This is a genomic window from Marinobacter bryozoorum, from assembly GCF_023156245.1.
Lineage (GTDB): Bacteria > Pseudomonadota > Gammaproteobacteria > Pseudomonadales > Oleiphilaceae > Marinobacter > Marinobacter bryozoorum.
Genome location: NZ_JAKZAH010000001.1, coordinates 121,821 through 140,213, shown reverse-complemented (window position 1 = coordinate 140,213; position 18,393 = coordinate 121,821). Strand labels below are relative to the sequence as shown.

Genomic DNA, 18,393 nt, shown 5'->3' with positions numbered 1-18,393 from the left:
AGGTAAGACCCGGAGAAGGTCACTATGGATTCAATAACCCAGGCCGCCCTTGGCGCCTGCATTGGCGGGGCCGTGGCCGGTCGCACCCTTGGTCGTACCGCCCTGGTTACCGGAGCGGTACTGGGCACCCTGCCAGACCTTGACGTGGTGATCGATTACGGCACCGCTATCGCCAATTTCACCCAACACCGGGGCTTCAGCCACTCCCTGTTCGTGCTGGCACCCGTGGCAGTCGTAATCGCGCTGGCCTTGCACCGCTGGAAGCCACGGCTGTCGATGGAGCGATGGCTCGCCTTCACGTTACTGATACTGGTAACCCACCCGCTGCTGGATACACTGACGACCTATGGTACCCAGCTGTTCTGGCCCATTGGCCCGCCCCTGGCCACCACCAGCATTTTCATTATTGACCCGCTGTACACGCTGCCGTTACTGGTGGCCGTCATAGCCGGACTGATCAGGCCTCCGGCGTTCAGGAGCCAGACAATCGCACTGGCCCTGTCTTCCCTTTACCTGGTCTGGGCCCTCAGCGCCCAGACCCTGGTGGATCGCCATGTCGAGCAGGAGCTCACCGGGGAGGCGTTGCAAGATGCCCCGCGGATGGTGCAACCCATGCCCTTCACCACCCTGCTATGGCGGGTAACGGTGCTGGCCGGTGACGAACGCCTGGAGATTGTCACCGGACCACTGGAGACTGACCGGCCGCTGAGTGTTGAACGGTTCCCCGTCAACCGGTCACTGATGGACCAGCTGGCCACTCTCCCGGAAGGTCAGCGGCTGCTGTGGTTTACCGGTGGTTTCCTGGACGTGGCACTCCAGGATGGCAGCCTGATGGCTACGGATATCCGGCTGGGCGTGCCCGGTGCACACCCGTTTACCTTTGAGCTCGCCCGGCAGGAGGCTGACGGCGCATTCTCGCCAACACCGAGTCGACAGCTGCCCCGCCCCACCATGCGCGAAGACGCACTCAGCGCCTTCTGGTCACGGCTCAGCGGCAAGGCTGGGGTGCTGTGCCTGGCTACCTTTCAGGCACTGCCCGCCGGGGAGCATTGTTCCTGAGATGCGACTGGACGCCTACCTCGCCCGCTGCACCCGCCTGTCTCGCAAGGAAGCACGCCGGGCCGTTACGGCCGGGCGCGTCACCGTTGCCGGCCAGCTGGCCAGAAAGGCCTCGGAGCCAGTTCCGGAAAACACGGCTGTCGCCCTTGACGGCGAACCCGTGGCGATCCCGGGACACCTCTACCTGATGCTCAACAAGCCCGCCGGGGTGCTCAGTGCCACCACGGATGCCAGCCAGCCCGTGGTCACTGACCTGCTGCCGGATGACCTGGCGGCCAGGGTTCATCCGGTCGGCCGGCTCGACCTGGATACCACCGGGCTGTTGTTGCTGACATCCGACGGCCAGTGGTCCCACCGGATAACCTCACCCCGGCACCACTGCCCGAAGACCTACCGGGTTACCCTGAAAGAACCCCTGACTGACGACGCCCGACACCGGCTGGAGAGTGGGGGCCTGCGGCTGCGTAACGACGACCAGGTGCTCAGGCCCGCCAGCGTCGCAACCGTCAGCGACCGGGTTGTTGACCTGACCATTACCGAAGGCCGCTACCACCAGGTGAAACGCATGCTCGCAGCCGTAGGTAACCATGTGGAAACCCTGCACCGCCACCACATCGGCGACCTGGGCCTGGACCCGGACCTTCCCCCGGGAGAGTTCCGGCACCTGGACGACAGCGAGATCGACAGCCTCTGAGCAGACACAAGGCTGACCCACTGCACCTGCTGGTCACTCCCAGCGTTCAAACTTGCCGGCTTGCAGGTTCTTGCGCACCTTGCCCGCCTCAAACACTTCCCCGTTCATGGCGATATAAACGCCTGGTTCCAGCAAGGTCACGGCCGCCATCGCATAGCCCAGGTTAAACACCGCATCACTGCGACGCATCCGTGCCGGTTGCATGGCACCGAAAAGCACAATGACCTTGTCGCCGATATCGCTGAGGGCAGCGGCTGTCAAAGGCATGGTGTCGGTGCCATGGGTAACGATTACCCGCTGTTCGGAACAAGCGGCAACCGCAGCGCAAACATCGGCGCGGTCAGTATCGGTCAACTCCAGGCTGTCCTTGCGGCACAGTTCCGTGATTCGCCAGGGAACGGTTACGTTAGCCTCCACCAGCAGCTCCGGAAGCAGGCTGTCGCCTACGGCAAACTCGCTGTTGGCGTCGTGGTAGATCTTGTCGATGGTGCCGCCGGTAGTGAACAGGTGGATCATGGTGTCGAACTCTCCTGATAGTCGGGAGGGTCGCCCATTCAACCTCCCCTTGATGCCTGACAAGGACATAATAACCAAAAAGCCGGCCGCGCCTCCTCCCTGACTCAGGTCAACATGCCGCCACGGCCGGGGGGCTACACTGCGCCCTCACTGGACAAACTTTAGCCAGGAAGCCCGTACGGTATCGATCTCACCTGGCACGACTAGCACTGCGCAGACTCCCGGCGCACCGGAGGCTCCCATGAGTAAACCCTTTGCCGATCTTCATACGCTGGACCAGGTCGCGGCCCGGGAGCCGGCGTTCGATCACTGGCGGCGAGGCTACGGTGTAATCCACCACCTGCCCGATACCCAGCAGCAGGTCCTGGGACTGGCCGAGCAATTGGTGGCCGAGGGACTGCAGCCGGATACAGCATCGGTGTACCAGCTACTGGCTGCCCTCGACCGCCTGGCCAGTGCAGGCTTGTGGCTGGTTGTCCACATGACCTACGCCGCACGGGTTCGCACCGACGGTGCGCCCCTGCAAACCTGCGACTTCAAGTGCCACCCTGAAGGCCACACCGGCGGCGCCCTCAACATGGTTCCCGGCTATGCCGCCTACATGGCCCTGAACGCTATCACCGGCGATACCCGGAGCTGGCTGATGGGGCAGGGCCACTGTGTGGCCGCCATCGATGCCATCAACGTACTGCTGGGAAACCTGAACCCGGAACAGGCTGCCCGTTATGGCGGTGCGGACGGGCTGGACAACCTGGTCACAGATTTCTACAGCTATCGGCAGCAGGCGGATGGTCGTACCGAGGCGCCCCTGGGCAGCCATGTGAATCCCTACACGGCCGGTGGCATTATCGAGGGTGGCTACCTGGGCTTTGCAGAGCTGCAGTACGTTCATATGCCCCTGCCCGGTGAGTCACTGGTCGCCTTTCTGTCCGACGGCGCGGCCGAGGAGCAGCGGGGCAGCGACTGGGCCCCCCGGTGGTGGCGCGCAGAGGACAGCGGCCTGCCGCTGCCGGTAATGATCGCCAACGGCCGTCGCATCGAGCAGCGCACAGAGCTGGGCACCCGGGAGGGCCTTGACGGGTTCATTACCCATTTAAGCCGCTGTGGCTTTGACCCCATCCGCTTCGATGGCCGTGACCCGGCGGCCTTTGTCTGTACCTTATTCACCATGGAGCGCAGGCTGAAGAAAGCCAGCCGTGAGCACAGCCAGGGCCGCCTCCAGTACCCCCTGCCGGTACCCTACGGCATCGCCGAAACCGTTAAGGGCTATGGCTTCTACGGGGCCGGAAGCAACGCTTCCCATAACCTGCCGTTACCGGGCAACCCGCGACTGGACGCCCGCGCCCGGGACCTGTTCAATGAGCACGCTGACCTGCTTCATGTCCCTGAGGCAGACCTGCAGGCATCCATCACCCTGTTGAGCAACCACCAGCGCCAGCAGCGACCCCGGGAAAAGGATCACCCACTGGCCGTGCGCGATCCGGCGGCGCCGGCCCTGCCGGAACTGCCCTCACGAAGTGATACCTGCTCTCCGATGCTGGCGGTGGACGACTACTTCCAGGCCCTGGTGGCCGCCAACCCGAAACTCCGGCCACGGGTAGGCAACCCGGACGAACTGGCCAGCAACAAACTCAGCGGCGTTCTCCATGCCCTGCGTCACCGGGTGGACGACCCCGAAAACGAGACCGAGGCAGTTCACGGCAGCATCATCACCGCCCTTAACGAAGAAGCGGTCATCTCCGCCTGCCTCGCCAACAAGGGCGGACTCAACCTGGTGGCCAGCTACGAAGCCTTCTGCGTCAAGATGCTGGGCGCCATTCGGCAGGAGATCATATTTGCCCGCCATCAGAAAGAACTGGACCGACCCGCCCGCTGGCTTGGCTTTCCCGTCATTGCCACCTCCCACAGCTGGGAAAACGGCAAGAACGAACAGTCTCACCAGGACACCACTTTCTGCGAAGCCCTTCTGGGAGAAATGAACGACATGGTGCGGGTGGTATTTCCCGCCGACTACAACAGCACCCAGGCGCTGTTGCCGGACATCTACGGCAGTCGGGGACAGTTTGCCTGCATGGTGATCCCCAAGCGTGACCGCCCCTGCGTTTTTACCGCTGAAGAAGCCCGCAGCCTGGCCCGCACCGGTGCCCAGGTAGTCGACGAAGATTTCTCTGAAGGCACCCCCCTGCTGCTGATCGCCAATGGCGCCTATCAGCTGTCAGAACTGATTCACGCCTGCGAACGGCTACGGGATACCAATACCCCGTTCCGGCTGGTTTATGTGCAGGAACCAGGCCGGTTCCGCCGGCCCCGGGACCGTTTCGAGGCGGCCCAGTGCCTGCCCGAAATCGATCGTGAGCGGCTGATGCCCGGGCATTACCATCACCGGGTCGTGCTGACCCACATGCGACCGGAGGTTTTCCGGGGCCATGCCAGCACCCTGTGCGGTGACCCTCGCCACAGCCGGGTACTGGGTTACATCAACCGGGGCGGCACCCTGAACGAAGCCGGCATGCTGTTCGCCAACCAGTGCACCTGGGCCCACGCCCTGTATCAGGGAGCGGAGCTGTTGGGACTGGCTCCGGCCACCTTCCTCACTGATGTGGAAATTGCCGCCGTGGAAGGTCGGGGGGCGCCCGGGGCCCTGCTTAACCAATAGCGCCAGGCTACCCCGGGCCAAAAAACAGTACAGCAAAGGAGCACCCAATACAGACCAGCCCTTGAAAGTCCGGGCCTTCAGCAGCATGTCCTGATGCTGGGTAAGGGCACAGCTTGTACCCGGTTAGTTCATATCCGGAAAACCCGGGCGCCTGCGTGCTAAGCTGCCTGCTATCTTTCAAACCAATGCCGGAGTGCTCATGTCGTCCACAAAACCGTTTTCCCTGCTGGAGCTCGCTTCCGTCCGGGAGGGTGACTCCGTCGCGCAGACGCTTGCCAACAGCGTCGCCTATGCGCGCCATGCCGAAAGCCTGGACTTCCAGCGCTTCTGGCTGGCCGAACACCACAACATGGAAGGCATCACCAGTTCTGCCACCTCGGTACTGGTGGGGCATATTGCTGGCAAGACCGAACGCATCCGTGTGGGGTCCGGTGGCGTCATGCTGCCAAACCACCCACCCCTGGTGATCGCCGAGCAGTTCGGCACCCTGGAGTGCCTCTACCCCGACCGCATCGACCTTGGCCTGGGGCGGGCACCGGGTACCGACCCGATAACCAGCCGGGCCCTGCGCCGTGACGGCATAGGTGCCGAGCAGTTCCCGGACGATGTACAACGGTTGCAGGAACTGCTGGGGCCCCTCGAACCCGGCCAGCAGGTCAAGGCCATTCCCGGCGCTGGCACCAACGTGCCCATCTGGCTACTGGGCTCATCACTCTACAGCGCCCAGCTGGCTGCCCTGCGTGGGCTGCCCTACGCCTTCGCCGGCCACTTTGCCCCCAGGCTCTACCGCGAGGCCCTGACAGTCTATCGGGAGCACTTCCGGCCGTCGCCTCAGCTCGAACGCCCCTACGCCATGCTCTGCCTGCCGGCGGTACCGGCAGATACCGTCGACGAAGCAAGGCACCTGAGCACCACCAGCTATCAGCGCATCCTGTCCCTGTTCCGGGGGCAGCCATTGTGGATGAAGCCACCGGTGGACACCATGGACGGGCTCTGGAGCCCGGCGGAAGAAGCCGGGGTGAAGGATTTCCTGGGCCTTCAGGTACTGGGCGATGAAGCAGCCGTTGGTGACCGGCTGCAACAGATCCTGGCAACGGTTGAGGTTGACGAGCTGATGTTCACGGTGGATCTCTACGATCCCGCCAAGCGCCGCCACGCCCTGGATATCCTGGCCCGGGTGCGGGACAGCCTCTGAGCCGACTGGCGACCGGGTTATACCCCTCCTCCCGCTGGCGCTGGCAATCCTTGCTCAGCGCCAGCCCGATCCGCCACACCGTTCGCCACGTAGAACAGAAGTGTTCTATGATCTTGAAGGATGTTCTCGCAAACCGAAGTCACCCACGTTAAAAGGACTGACCCATGACGTCGAAACTGACCCCGCTGGCTGCCGGCATCGCCCTGTCCGTGAGCGCCGGAGCGGCCCTCGCCGAGTTGCAGACCAAGACCGTGGACTACACCGTCGACGGTAAAACCTTCACCGGATACATGGCCTGGAACGATGCCTACGAAGGCAAGCGCCCGGGCGTACTGGTGGTCCATGAATGGTGGGGCCACAACGAGTTCGTCCGTGACCAGGCCGAGAAGCTGGCGGCAGCGGGTTATACCGCCTTCGCTCTGGATATGTACGGTGAGGGCAAGGTGACTGACCACCCCGCTGAGGCCCAGGCCTTCATGAAGCAAGCCACTGGAGACCTGGACGCCCTGCAGGCCCGGTTTGCTGCCGCCATGGACCAACTGCGCCAGCACGACACCGTGGACAGCAGCCGGATTGCCGCCCAGGGCTATTGCTTCGGCGGCGCGGTGGTCCTGAACATGGCCCGGCTTGGCATGGACCTCGACGGTGTCGTGAGCTACCACGGCGCCCTGGGCAGCCCTGTCGAGCCAGGGCCAGGTGATATCAAGGCACGCATCCAGGTATACACCGGCGGTGCGGACCAGATGGTGCCCGCGGACCAGGTCGCCGGCTTCGTGGCCAGCATGCAGAATGCCCAGGCCGACTTCTCGGTCACCAGCTTCCCGGGAGTGAAGCACTCCTTCATGAACCCCGGTGCCGATGCAGTTGCCGAGGAACACGGCATGCCCATTGGCTACGATGAGGATGCCGCTGAGCGCTCCTGGGAAGGCACCATGCGGTTTTACCAGGATATTTTCAGCCAGTGAGTGATGTCGGGGCGGGGCCGTCACAGGCTACCGCCCTGTAAGTATAACTACGTGACTTTTTGTATCTGAGGGGCTGGTATTCCGGAAAAAGCAGGAGTACAGTCGGAAATCAGGAAAGATCAGTAAAGCATTTCATAAACCAAGACGTATCTCTCTCCTGCAGTAGTGCATCCGTCCTGTTTTTGAATCCGCAGTTCTGTATTTCCTCCCAAAGGTCCTTTGCGGCAACCGGATTCCGGGGCTGTTGAAAGGGCAATCAAGTAAGTGTTTTGAATACAGGAATTTCGAGTATGTCTACTGTTACCGGTACTGTTAAGTTCTTCAACGAAGCGAAAGGCTTTGGCTTCATCACCCGTGAGTCCGGCCCGGACGTTTTCGTTCACTACAGTGCCATCCAGGGCAGCGGCTTCAAGACCCTGGCCGAAGGCCAGCAGGTTGAGTTCACCGTCACCCAGGGCCAGAAAGGTCCCCAGGCGGAGAACGTTGTAGCCCTGTAAATCAGGCTTCAGCGCAGGTGGCGTCTGACCTTCGGGGATGACGCTCCTGAAAATAAAAAGGCAGCCCCCGGGCTGCCTTTTTTATGTCTTCGATGTTTGCATGGTTTTCACCTGCAGTCCCAGTGCCCCTCCATCAGACCGGTCGCCAGAGCCCGAATAACCACATGCCAACCGCCACCATGGCCAGGGAACCCACCACATGAACGGCGACACTGGCCAGCGCCACTAGCCACTTCCCTGCCTGCAGGGCGCCCATGAGCTCCAGTGAGAAGGTCGAAAAGGTGGTCAGCGCCCCGCATAGCCCGGTAATAACCAGTAACCGCCACTCCGGCGACAGGGAGCTGTGACTGAACCAGCTGAGAAAAAAGCCAGCCAGGCCGGCACCCACCAGGTTAGCCAGCAGGGTGCCGCCTTGCAGTCCATGACCCGGACCATTGAGCCAGAGGCTCAGGCCCCAACGGAGATTGGCGCCGATCACGGCGCCAATACTCACGGCCAGGAACGCCCAGCCGGTCATGCCGGGTTATGGTCAACCAGGGTCGACTTGTCCATGGCCAGGGCGTCAAACGGGAAGTCATCCACCGTCAGCATATCAAGCACGTTTTTCTCGTACTCCCGCATGAAGGTGATTTCGTCCTCGTTGAGAATCTCCGCCTTGTATGCCGCTTCAAACTGTTCTTCCGGATGCAGGGCTTCACCCGGCAGGTCTCCCTTGGCAGCGGCCTTGCCCACCTTGCGATAAATGCCTTCAGCCCGGTCGTAATCCTTCAGCAGGGAGTTATAGCGTGCCACCGGGTTTTCCTTGTCGTCACTCACGGTATGCCAGACCGGCATCAGCAGCTTGGCACGCACCGGGGTATCCGTGGAGATGGCCCGTGCCACCCGGCGAGTCAGGTCGTCATGGGGTTTATCCCAGCGACGCCCCAGGGGCAAGGTAGCCATGCGCAGGGCCACCGCCACTGCCCGGTTGGGCAGATTCTGAAGCAGTTCGTCCAGGGCGTTTTCCGTGCGATGCAGCAACAGGCTCATGCTGTACTCCAGCAGGTCCGCCTCGCCCTCTACCGGCTGGGCCTCGTGCCAGTGCTTGAGCACCATGGAAGCCATGTAGAGGTTGGCCAGCATGTCACCGAGGCGGGCCGAGATCAGCTCACGCATTTTAAGCTGGGAACCCAGGGTGGTCATGGCGGCATCGGAACACAGGCCGAAAGCCGCGCTGAACCGGGCTACGCCCTGGGCGTAGCGGCGGGCGGTACTGTCGAACGGCACTTCCGCCTTGCCCAGCCCCAGTGCCTGGGTAAACGCCCGGGCCGCGTTTCCGAAGACCAGGCCGGCGTGGCTGAAGAAAGCCTCGTCAAAGGCCCTTTCATCGTCCTTGTCCTTGGCTGCCAGCTCCTTGAGCACGTAGGGATGGCAGCGGATGGCCCCCTGACCAAAGATCATCAGGCTGCGGGTCATGATGTTGGCACCCTCGACGGTGATGGATACCGCCGACCCGGAAAACCCGATCCCCAGATAGTTGCGAGGCCCAAGCGTTACCGTCTTGCCACCATGGACGTCCATGGCATCGGTCAGTACCGCCCGCTGCATTTCTGTCAGCTGGTACTTGAGAATGGCCGATGGCACTGCCGGCTTCTCGCCGTTATCCACCATGTTGGCGGTCTGCAGCACCGAGGACTGGGCGATATAACACTGGCCGGCAATGCGCGCGAGGGCTTCCTGCACCCCTTCCATATCGGCCACCGGGGTATTGAACTGGCGACGTACCCGGGTGAACCCGCCGGCTACGCCCACTGCGGTGGCGGCAGAACCTGCGGCACCGGAAGGCAGGGTGATGCAGCGGCCCACGGACAGGCATTCCACCAGCATACGCCAGCCTTCACCGGCCATTTCCGGACCACCGATAATAAAGTCCAGGGGAATGAAGACGTCCTTGCCGACAATCGGCCCGTTCATGAACGGACTGCCAACGGGCCAGTGGCGACGACCGATTTCCATGCCGTCTGTATCCCGGGGAATCAGTGCACAGGTGATGCCCAGGTCTTTCTCTTCGCCCAGCAGTCCGTCCGGGTCAAACATGCGGAACGCCAGCCCTACTACCGTGGCGATGGGCGCCAGGGTGATCCAGCGCTTTTCGAAGTTGAGCTTCAGGCCCAGCACTTCCTTGCCGTTGTATTCGCCCTTGCAGACGATACCGGTGTCCGGCAATGAGGTGGCATCAGAACCGGCACGGGGGCCGGTGAGGCCGAAGCAGGGAATTTCACGGCCATCCGCCAGGCGCGGCAGGTAGTGGTCTTTCTGCTCGTCGGTGCCATATTTAACCAGCAGTTCGCCGGGCCCCAGGGAGTTGGGTACCCCGACGGACACCATCAGCACCTCGTTGGCGGCCAGCTTCTGCAGCACCGCAGACTGGGCCTTGGCGGAAAATCCGAGGCCGCCGTATTCCTTCGGGATAATCATCCCCAGGAATTTTTCCTTCTTGATGTAATCCCAAAGCTCCGCAGGCAGGTCGGCACGCTCGACCGCCACGTCCCAGGCGTTACACATGGATACGGCCTTTACGCACTGGTTATCCACGAAGGCCTGTTCTTCCTCGGTCAGCCCGGTGTTCCGGTTGATCAGCAGGTTGTGCCAGTCCGGGCGCCCGGTGAAGATTTCTCCGTCCCAGCCCACGGTACCGGCATCCAGGGCCACCTGCTCGGTTTCAGAAACCTTGGGTGCCACCTTCTTGAACAACGCAAACGCCCGTGGCGTCAGCCAGCTACGACGGAACCGGGGCAAGCCCGCAGCGGCCGTCACCGCAGCGCCGACGAACAGCAACAGGGTCAGCCATCCCGAGGCAAAGATCCACGACAGCAAGCCAAACACCACCATAACGATAATGGCCGGTTTGGCGCCGGCTTCACGGCGCATCACCATCAGTAACGCGGCCAGGGCCAGTAAAAACAGTATCAGGGTCATCATAGGCGCTCTCTTTCGTCCTCTGGAACGGGAGCCGGCGCAGGGTGCTACGCACGGACTCCGTGGTTCAAATTGAGTGTGAGGCCGGGTCGGCCATCCTTGCGTTCTTCGTCGAGTACCTTCTGCATGTTACAGGTGTTCAGACTGAAAGCACTGCCGGGGCTGCAAACGTGGCCAGCACGAAAGCCCCGGACCTGCATGATCTTACGACCAAATTACCGGAACGGATGGTAGCTGACCAGCCCCGTCAGGCAGTCACCACGACCCGGATCCCCTCCAGCGCCAGATCAGCACGGGCAATGGCGGTCTCCGCCGCCTCCAGCTGATCCCGGAAGAAGGCAACTTCCTCCTCACGGATGGCCGGGTTATGCCGACGCAGCGCTTCGAGGCGTTGAATCTCCGGCTGCAGTACCGCCCTGACCCGACTCAGGGCAGCGTCCCGGCCCGGCTCGAACTGCGGCTCCGCCAGTACCCGGGCGTGGTCCACCATGGTTTCTACCTCCGCCCGGATTCGGGGCACCACGGATTGTGCTGTTCGGCGGGGGATGTTCGAACACAGGCCATTGAGCCGGTCATGGGGCAGCACCGCAGAGAGATCCCGGCCATTCACGTCCACCAGCACCCGCACCGGCGACAGCGGCAGATACCGGGACAGCTGCAGTCGTTCCGGCGCCGGGCAGTGCACCACGAACACCGCCTCCAGCATCACCGTGCCAGGCTGGAGGCCTTTCACCGACATGGTAGCCAGCGCTGCCTTGCCCAGTCCGGAGCCCAGTACAGAATCCATCACCCCGGTTACCAGCGGGTGCTCCCAGCTCATAAAGGCCATGTCCTCACGGTGCAGGGCTTTTTCCCGGCTGTAGGTCACGGTCACACCTTCATCGGGCACCAGTTCCAGCTGACCGGAATGGCGCTGTTCGCTGGGTTTGAGGATTTCTGCATCCGCAGAATGCTCTTCCACATCAACGCCAAAAATATCACAGGCCGTGTGCACGTAGCCCTGCAGGCGATCGTCCGCCTCTTCCGCTTCTATCGCTTCTATCAGCGTGTCTGCATGGTCACGGCGACAGGAGTTGAGCTCAATCAGCGCGTCCCGGCCCTGTTCCAGGCGTTCGCGCAGATCCGCCGCCAGCCCTGCCGTGCGGGCGACCAGGTCAGGCAGTCCTGCGGTGTCACCGGCCATGACTGCCTGCCACTGTTCACGGACGTCCTCAAACACGGCCACGCCGATGGCACAACTCTGTTCAAAGGCGTTGAGCCCTTCGTGGAACCACCGGCATTGCACATCGCCACTGGTGCCTTCCAGGTACGGCACATGGATATCAATTGACTCGCCCTGGCCGATCCGGTCGAGGCGTCCGATACGCTGCTCCAGCAGGTCAGGGTTGGCAGGCAGGTCCAGCAGTACCAGGTGACGGGCGAACTGGAAGTTGCGGCCTTCGCTGCCGATTTCGGAACAGATCAGCGCCTGGGCACCCTGCTCGTCCTCGGCAAAGTAGGCAGCGGCCCGGTCGCGCTCGATCAGGCTCAGATGCTCATGGAAGGCCGCGCTGCGGATGCCCGCCCGCAACTGGAGGTATTCCTCAAGGGCCATGGCGGTTTCGGCGTGGGCACAGATCACCACGACTTTCTCCCGCTTCAGGCCCTTGAGTGTCTGCTCCAGCCAGGCAACCCGCGGATCCTCTGCCAGCCAGCGCTCGTCAGTAAAGCGAACCTCGGGGGTCAGCCCGGCCTCACCGGCGGTATCCCCCTCCTGCTGGTACAGGTCCGGACACGGCAGCGGATAGGTATGCAGTTGCCGCCGGGGGAACCCTTTCACCGAAGCACGGGTGTTGCGGAACAGCACCCGCCCGGTGCCATGGCGGTCCAGCAGCGCGTCCACAATGGCCTGCACCGGATCGCTTGCCTTCAGCAATTCGTCCAGGTCATCCCCCAGCCATTGCCGCAATATCGCCTGCCGGTCCGAACCGGGAGCTTCCCTTGAATCGAGCAGCGCCCGCACTACGTCGTTGATTTGCTGATAACCGGATTCCTGCTTGCGAAAGGCTTCCAGGTCATGGAAGCGCGCGGGGTCCAGCAGCCTGAGGCGGGCAAAGTGACTTTCTTCACCAGCCTGCTCCGGTGTGGCGGTGAGCAGCAACAGGCCCCGGGTTTCCTCGGCAATGCTTTCCACCGTGGAGTACTCCCGGCTCGCATTGCCCGGCTGCCAGTCGAGGTGATGGGCCTCATCAACCACCACCAGGTCCCAGCCTGCCGCCAGTGCGTCCCGCTGGGCCAGGGTGTGGCTGGTGAGGAAGTCCAGGGAACACAGCACCAGCTGGCTCTCTTCAAACGGGTTGGCCTGGGGCACCTCTTCTTCCAGTTCCGGGTCCGGCTCGGACAAGGCTTCGTAGCGGGAGTGATCGACAATGGAGAAGCGCAGGTTGAAACGGCGCAACATCTCCACCAGCCACTGATGAATAAGCGAGTCAGGCACCACAATCAGTACCCTGCTGGCCAGGCCGGTATGCAGCTGGTAATGCAGGATCAGGCCGGCCTCGATGGTCTTGCCCAGCCCCACCTCGTCCGCCAGCAGTACCCTGGGCGCAAACCGGCGGGCTACCTCATGGGCAATGTAGAGCTGGTGGGGCAGGTGCTGGGTACGAGCTCCGAGCAGCCCCTGCACCGGTGAACGGGACAGGCGATCCTGGTGTTCCAGTGTGGCCAGGCGCAGCCGGAACGCGCCGTTTCGGTCGAACTGACCGGCAAACAGGCGCTGATGGGGCGCCGAAAAGCTGACCTGGCTGGCCAGCCGGACCTCGGAGATTTCCTGCAGGTCGCCATCGTCACCAGCGGCATGGTAAACCAGCACACCGCCCACCTCTTCCACCGCCTGGACGGTCAGCACCTGGCCATCAAAGGTCTCAATCTCTTCCCCCATCTGGAAGGCAATACGGGACAGGGGGGCACTGTCGATAGCGTAGGTACGCTCTTCATCCGCCGCCGGAAAACCCAGCGTGACGGTACGACCAGCCACGTCGGTAACAATTCCCATGCCCAGTGACGCATCGGAGTGGCTGACCCATCGTTGGCCAACAGCAAAAGCAGGTGCTTCCAAGAATCCTCCCAAACTTTCGGTTTTGAATAATCAGTTATCTACGGGTAATGCCCGTGGGGTCCGGTTCACGGATCCAGAATGCCGTGGCGCCACAGACCGCAGCAGGCACCACAAACAGGTTGACCACCGGCACCATGGCCAGCAATGCCACCGGCAGCCCGAAGCCAAGGGCACTCAGGCGACGGGCCGCCAGGCGCTGGCGCAGCGCACCGAAGCTGACCCGGTGATTGTCTGCTGGATAGTCCACGTACTGCAGCGACATCATCCAGGCGTTGAAGGCAAACCAGAGCACCGCTGCAACCAGGTTCACCACCGGAATCAGCCCGATAATGAACAGTAGCAGCGCCCGTGGCAGGTAATAGACGATCTTGTGAATTTCCCGTCCCAGCGCCCGTGGCACATCCTTGAGAATCTGTACCCAGCCACCATCCTCACTGACCGTCTGGCCAGTGAGGTATTTCTCGGTCTGCTCCGAGAGGAAGCCATAGAACGGGGAACCAATCAGGTTCGCCATGATCACAAAGCCATAGGCAAACATCAGCAAGATGACAATGGCGTACAACAGCCAGAACAACCAGTCGATGGCCTGCAGCCAGCTCCAGTCCGGCAGCCAGGCCATGACCGCGGCAATCATGACCGCAAAACCCTCGGCCATCAGCCAGACCAGCGCCACGAAGAGCAACAGGTTCAGAATGAGCGGAACAATGACGAAAAGCCTCAGCCCCGGTTGCCGGATAAGGCCAAAACCCTCGCCCAGATAGCCCAGGCCCCGGAAAAAATTACCTTGCAACATGCTTGCAGCCTCATGACACATGGCAGTTAAGGGGCGCAAAGCATATCATGATGCCAGTGACACCACAGCCGGGCCCGGTATGCGACTTAGACACCCCTTTCACAAACTCCTTGCGCTGCAACCCCTCTGGCGGGCGCTTTTCTGCCTGTCACTCATTGCCATCACCTGGCTGGGTTTTACCAGTGAGCCCTACCCCATCCCCTCCGCCGCCAGCGATAAGGTCAACCACCTGATGGCCTTTATGGAACTCTCGATCCTGGCCCGACTCGGGTGGCCTGCCATCGGTTACCTGGTCCCCCTGGCCGTGCTTGCCAGTTACGGTATTGCCCTGGAACTGGGACAGGCGTTCACTCCCTGGCGGGACTTTGCAGTACTGGATGTGATGGCAGATGTCGCCGGCATACTGATCGGTTATGCCTCGCTGGCCCTGCTGCTCAGGCTCACCGGCACCCGCCTGGCAAGCTGAGCCGCGACGGCGACCTCCAGCCCCCCGGACAGGCCAGGTCCAACTGAAACGATTCGACGTTTGTCAGGGAGCGGTTTTGCGATATCGCCCTGGAAGCGTGTGAGATATTTCCTACATTGCCGTAGGAAAGCGCCGGAATTTTCGGTGGGCAAAACATCACGACCAGATTAAAAAGGCCGCAACCCACTGTTTAAAAAGACCATAATATTTCTGATACAACCTTGTGACAGAACCATCATGGTTTCGTCATACGCCGTAAATTTTCAGGTTGGTATAGTGGGAACCGTCAAGGATGACAAGGACGAGGAAGACCCACTGGATGTCCCTCATACGGATCTTGAGGGGAAGCAAGGATTCAAAGGATAGCAGGCTTAAGGGATAACCCAACACGGATCGCTGGCTCGGAAGCCGGCGCCATGGAATTGGCCAGGGAAAGACTTGCAACCGGATCGTTGCGAAAGAGCATGGATGCCACGACCTGTTCCGACGAGGGCAACCCAATTGGGTTGCCCTTTTCTTTTGTCGTTTCCACGCCGGGCCCGCCAGCTGGCAGGCTACCACTCACCGGAGCGGTACAATCGCACCCGGTTGAATTCCTCGAATTCATTCAGGTCCGGCCAGGTGGTTGCCGCCACCATATCCAACACCTCATAAGCGGGTTCCATCAGGTCTTTCACCCGCGAATCCGCCAGCAACACGCCCCTTGCCGCGTTACGGAACATCTGCAGGAACGGACGATTTTCCCGGTCATAAAGCACATCCGCCGCTGTGACCAGGTCCAGTTCCACGGGACGCCTTTGCCAGTCGTCACAAAGCGTAATCCGGACCCCGTTAAGGGCGGCGTTGGCATCGGCTGCTGCCAGGGCATCCGGATCCAGGTCACAGGCGATGGCCTCGGCGGCACCCACCCTGGCCGCTGCCACCGCAACGATGCCTGAGCCGGAACCGAAATCCAGAACCCGGCGCCCCCGGACAAGCTCCGGGTGATCCAGGATCCACTGGGCCAGCACCTGGCCGCTGGCCCAGCAGAATGACCAGTAAGCCGGTTCGGCCACGACCGCCTGCGCTTCATCGTGGCTCAGGGGCCCCTCCAGCACCTGCGGATCAAACAGGTACAACGGCAGTGACGGGCAGCCTGCCGGGCTTGATACCGCCAGCCGGCCCCTGGGCAGGGTACGGCGAATGGCCCGGGTGAGGTTTTCAGGAATGGCAGGGGCAGCAGTCATATCAGGTCCTTTAGCGGCGAAGCGGGCATTTTACACAGAGATTGCACCATTGCAGCCGCTGCCACGACATTGCCCGGCCCCATCCGTTATACTGGCGCCGTTTCCAACAAACGGACAACGTCTTCCAGGCATGAGTACCCGACCCGACACTGACCAGTACCGCCAGCTGTTCCTCGCGGACACACCACTGATGGATGTCCGCGCCCCTGTGGAATTCACCAAGGGCAGCTTCCCCAATACCGTGAATGCGCCCCTGATGAATGACGACGAGCGTCATCGGGTGGGTATCTGCTACAAGGAAAAGGGGCAGGAAGAAGCCATTCGGCTGGGGCACCAGCTGGTTTCCGGTGACATCAAGGCACAGCGGATTGCCGCCTGGAAGCGCTTTGCCCTGGAGCACCCGAACGGCTATCTGTTCTGTTTTAGGGGTGGACTGCGCTCACGCCTGACCCAGCAGTGGCTGCGTGAGGCCGGCATCGAATACCCCCTGGTCACGGGCGGTTACAAGGCCCTGCGCCGGTTCCTTATTGACACCCTGGACGATATCGTCCGCTCCGGTACCTTCCATATCATCAGCGGTCGGACCGGTACCGGCAAGACACGGGTTCTCCAGAAGATGCCCAACCCGGTCGACCTGGAAGGCCTGGCCAACCACCGGGGCTCCAGCTTCGGTCGCCAGGTAACTCCCCAGCCCAGCCAGATTGATTTCGAGAATGCCCTGGCCACAGCCATGCTGAAAGCATCCGATAAAGGTGGCCCCATCTACCTCGAAGACGAGGGTCGCCTGGTGGGGCGCTGCGCCCTGCCCCTGGATCTGCGCGAACGCATGGCCTCTGCCCCCCTGCTGATCCTTGAACGCCCGCTGGACGAACGTATCGACATCATCCGCGAGGACTACGTGGAGGATATGGTGCAGGCCTTCCAGGAGCGGGACGGAGAAGTCGCAGGCTGGGAAAATTTCCGGGATTACCTGCTCAGCGCCCTGGACCGCATCCACAAGCGTCTGGGCGGCGACCGTCATCAACGCCTGCGCCAGTTTATGGAAGCTGCCCTTGCTGACCAGGCGACGACAGGAAGCACAACGGCACATAACGATTGGATAAAATCGCTACTGACCGACTATTATGATCCTATGTATGATTATCAGCTCAGCCAGAAATCCGGCCGCGTGGTAACCACTGGTAACCCGGAGGAGCTGCTGCACTGGGCTGCGCTGGCCAGAACTTCGTAGGGCTTTGAGACGAAGCAACCCGGCCCGTTATTAATGGATTCAGTGCTGGATCCTGTCCCACACTCAAACACACAGAAAGACCTGGAGACACTAATGGAAGATCTGTTCGGTGAAAACGGCAGGGCCAGTGAATGGCTCGATACGGCGATAGAGATGATCATGCTGTATGCCCCCAAGGTAGTGCTTGCAATTGTTACCTTGCTGGTGGGCATGTGGCTGATCAATCGCCTGGTCAGCCTGATGGACAAGAAGCTCCACGCCAAAGACCCCAGTCTCAGCAAATTCCTGTGTGGGCTGGCCAGCATTATCCTCAAGATTCTGCTGCTGATTTCCGTTGCCTCCATGATCGGTATTGCCACCACATCCTTCGTCGCCATTATCGGTGCCGCCGGCCTGGCTGTAGGCCTGGCCCTGCAGGGCAGCCTGGCAAACTTCGCGGGCGGCGTACTGATCCTGATCTTCAAGCCGTTCAAGGTAGGCGACACCATCGAGGCCCAGGGGTTCCTCGGTGCGGTCGACGAGATCAATATTCTCTACACCATCATCAATACCTTTGATAACCGCCGCATCATTGTGCCCAATGGCTCGTTGTCAAACGCATCGCTGGTGAATGTCAGCTACTACGACACCCGTCGCTGCGACATGACGTTCGGCATCGGCTACGGGGACGATATCGACAAGGCCAAGTCCATCATCAAGCGCTGCCTAGATGAAGACGACCGCGTTCTCAAGGACCCGGAGCCTCGCATCGCTGTCGGCTCACTCGGAGACAACTCGGTTAACTTCATTGTTCGCCCCTGGACCAAGACGGATGACCTGTGGCCGGTCTACTGGGACATGCATGAGAAGATCAAGAAAGCCTTCGATGTGGAAGGCATCACCATCCCCTTCCCCCAGCGGGATGTGCACGTATACCAGCACAACGCCAACAGCGCGGAGTAATCCGCCCGAGAACCGGACCGCCCTGCCCGGGGCGGTCCGTTCACGCCACACCGGCGCAGTCCATCACACTCCGTAGATTCCGTAGCTCGCAATCCCGG

At 61.6% G+C, this 18,393-nt stretch carries 15 protein-coding genes; 9 read left to right on the top strand and 6 right to left on the bottom strand.

Annotated elements, in window-relative coordinates; translation table 11 throughout:
* The first annotated feature begins 24 nt into the window (after window positions 1-24).
* Entirely contained in the window at window positions 25-1,059 is a 1,035-nt protein-coding gene (locus tag MLC59_RS00580; protein ID WP_248230063.1) for a metal-dependent hydrolase, read from the top strand.
* A 1-nt stretch (window position 1,060) separates the two neighbouring features.
* Window positions 1,061-1,753 (top strand): pseudouridine synthase, encoded by a 693-nt coding sequence (locus MLC59_RS00575; RefSeq protein WP_248230062.1) that lies wholly within the window; start codon window positions 1,061-1,063, stop codon window positions 1,751-1,753.
* Between the two features lie 33 nt (window positions 1,754-1,786).
* Here the strand turns inward: MLC59_RS00575 and MLC59_RS00570 are convergent, their stop codons facing one another.
* A complete protein-coding gene (locus tag MLC59_RS00570) occupies window positions 1,787-2,269 on the bottom strand; it encodes an asparaginase domain-containing protein (protein WP_248230060.1) in 483 nt (160 codons plus the stop codon).
* A 241-nt stretch (window positions 2,270-2,510) separates the two neighbouring features.
* Between MLC59_RS00570 and MLC59_RS00565 the strand changes: the two genes are divergently transcribed.
* From MLC59_RS00565 to MLC59_RS00550, 4 genes are all read left to right on the top strand, one after another.
* Entirely contained in the window at window positions 2,511-4,925 is a 2,415-nt protein-coding gene (locus MLC59_RS00565) for a phosphoketolase family protein (protein ID WP_248230059.1), read from the top strand.
* A 199-nt stretch (window positions 4,926-5,124) separates the two neighbouring features.
* A complete protein-coding gene (locus MLC59_RS00560) occupies window positions 5,125-6,120 on the top strand; it encodes an LLM class flavin-dependent oxidoreductase (RefSeq protein ID WP_248230056.1) in 996 nt (331 codons plus the stop codon).
* A gap of 164 nt (window positions 6,121-6,284) precedes the next feature.
* Complete coding sequence (locus MLC59_RS00555) at window positions 6,285-7,085, top strand: dienelactone hydrolase family protein (RefSeq protein WP_248230055.1); 801 nt, start codon at window positions 6,285-6,287, stop codon at window positions 7,083-7,085.
* Between the two features lie 290 nt (window positions 7,086-7,375).
* Window positions 7,376-7,582 carry a cold-shock protein gene (locus MLC59_RS00550; RefSeq protein WP_091853271.1) on the top strand — a complete coding sequence of 69 codons (207 nt, stop codon included), beginning with the start codon at window positions 7,376-7,378 and terminating at the stop codon, window positions 7,580-7,582.
* A 133-nt stretch (window positions 7,583-7,715) separates the two neighbouring features.
* Here the strand turns inward: MLC59_RS00550 and crcB are convergent, their stop codons facing one another.
* The 4 genes from crcB to cysZ form a co-directional block, all read right to left on the bottom strand.
* Window positions 7,716-8,099: a fluoride efflux transporter CrcB gene (gene crcB, locus MLC59_RS00545; protein ID WP_248230054.1), complete on the bottom strand. Its 384-nt coding sequence runs from the start codon at window positions 8,097-8,099 to the stop codon at window positions 7,716-7,718.
* A complete protein-coding gene (locus MLC59_RS00540) occupies window positions 8,096-10,540 on the bottom strand; it encodes an acyl-CoA dehydrogenase (protein ID WP_248230190.1) in 2,445 nt (814 codons plus the stop codon). The genes crcB and MLC59_RS00540 overlap by 4 nt, the downstream gene beginning before the upstream one ends.
* Window positions 10,541-10,787: 247 nt before the next feature.
* A complete protein-coding gene (rapA, locus tag MLC59_RS00535; RefSeq protein WP_282450788.1) occupies window positions 10,788-13,637 on the bottom strand; it encodes an RNA polymerase-associated protein RapA in 2,850 nt (949 codons plus the stop codon).
* A 34-nt stretch (window positions 13,638-13,671) separates the two neighbouring features.
* The gene (gene cysZ, locus MLC59_RS00530) at window positions 13,672-14,430 is read right to left on the bottom strand and encodes a sulfate transporter CysZ (protein ID WP_248230053.1); all 759 of its coding nucleotides are present in this window, start codon (window positions 14,428-14,430) and stop codon (window positions 13,672-13,674) included.
* A 79-nt stretch (window positions 14,431-14,509) separates the two neighbouring features.
* Here cysZ and MLC59_RS00525 point away from each other — a divergent pair, with 79 nt between their 5' ends.
* Window positions 14,510-14,896, top strand: coding sequence for a VanZ family protein (locus tag MLC59_RS00525; protein WP_248230052.1), 387 nt, complete (start codon window positions 14,510-14,512; stop codon window positions 14,894-14,896).
* Between the two features lie 554 nt (window positions 14,897-15,450).
* Here the strand turns inward: MLC59_RS00525 and MLC59_RS00520 are convergent.
* The gene (locus MLC59_RS00520) at window positions 15,451-16,122 is read right to left on the bottom strand and encodes a 50S ribosomal protein L11 methyltransferase (RefSeq protein ID WP_248230051.1); all 672 of its coding nucleotides are present in this window, start codon (window positions 16,120-16,122) and stop codon (window positions 15,451-15,453) included.
* A 130-nt stretch (window positions 16,123-16,252) separates the two neighbouring features.
* Here MLC59_RS00520 and mnmH point away from each other — a divergent pair, with 130 nt between their 5' ends.
* The gene (gene mnmH, locus MLC59_RS00515) at window positions 16,253-17,353 is read left to right on the top strand and encodes a tRNA 2-selenouridine(34) synthase MnmH (protein ID WP_248230050.1); all 1,101 of its coding nucleotides are present in this window, start codon (window positions 16,253-16,255) and stop codon (window positions 17,351-17,353) included.
* A 93-nt stretch (window positions 17,354-17,446) separates the two neighbouring features.
* Window positions 17,447-18,295 (top strand): mechanosensitive ion channel family protein, encoded by an 849-nt coding sequence (locus MLC59_RS00510; RefSeq protein ID WP_248230049.1) that lies wholly within the window; start codon window positions 17,447-17,449, stop codon window positions 18,293-18,295.
* Window positions 18,296-18,393 lie beyond the last annotated feature (98 nt).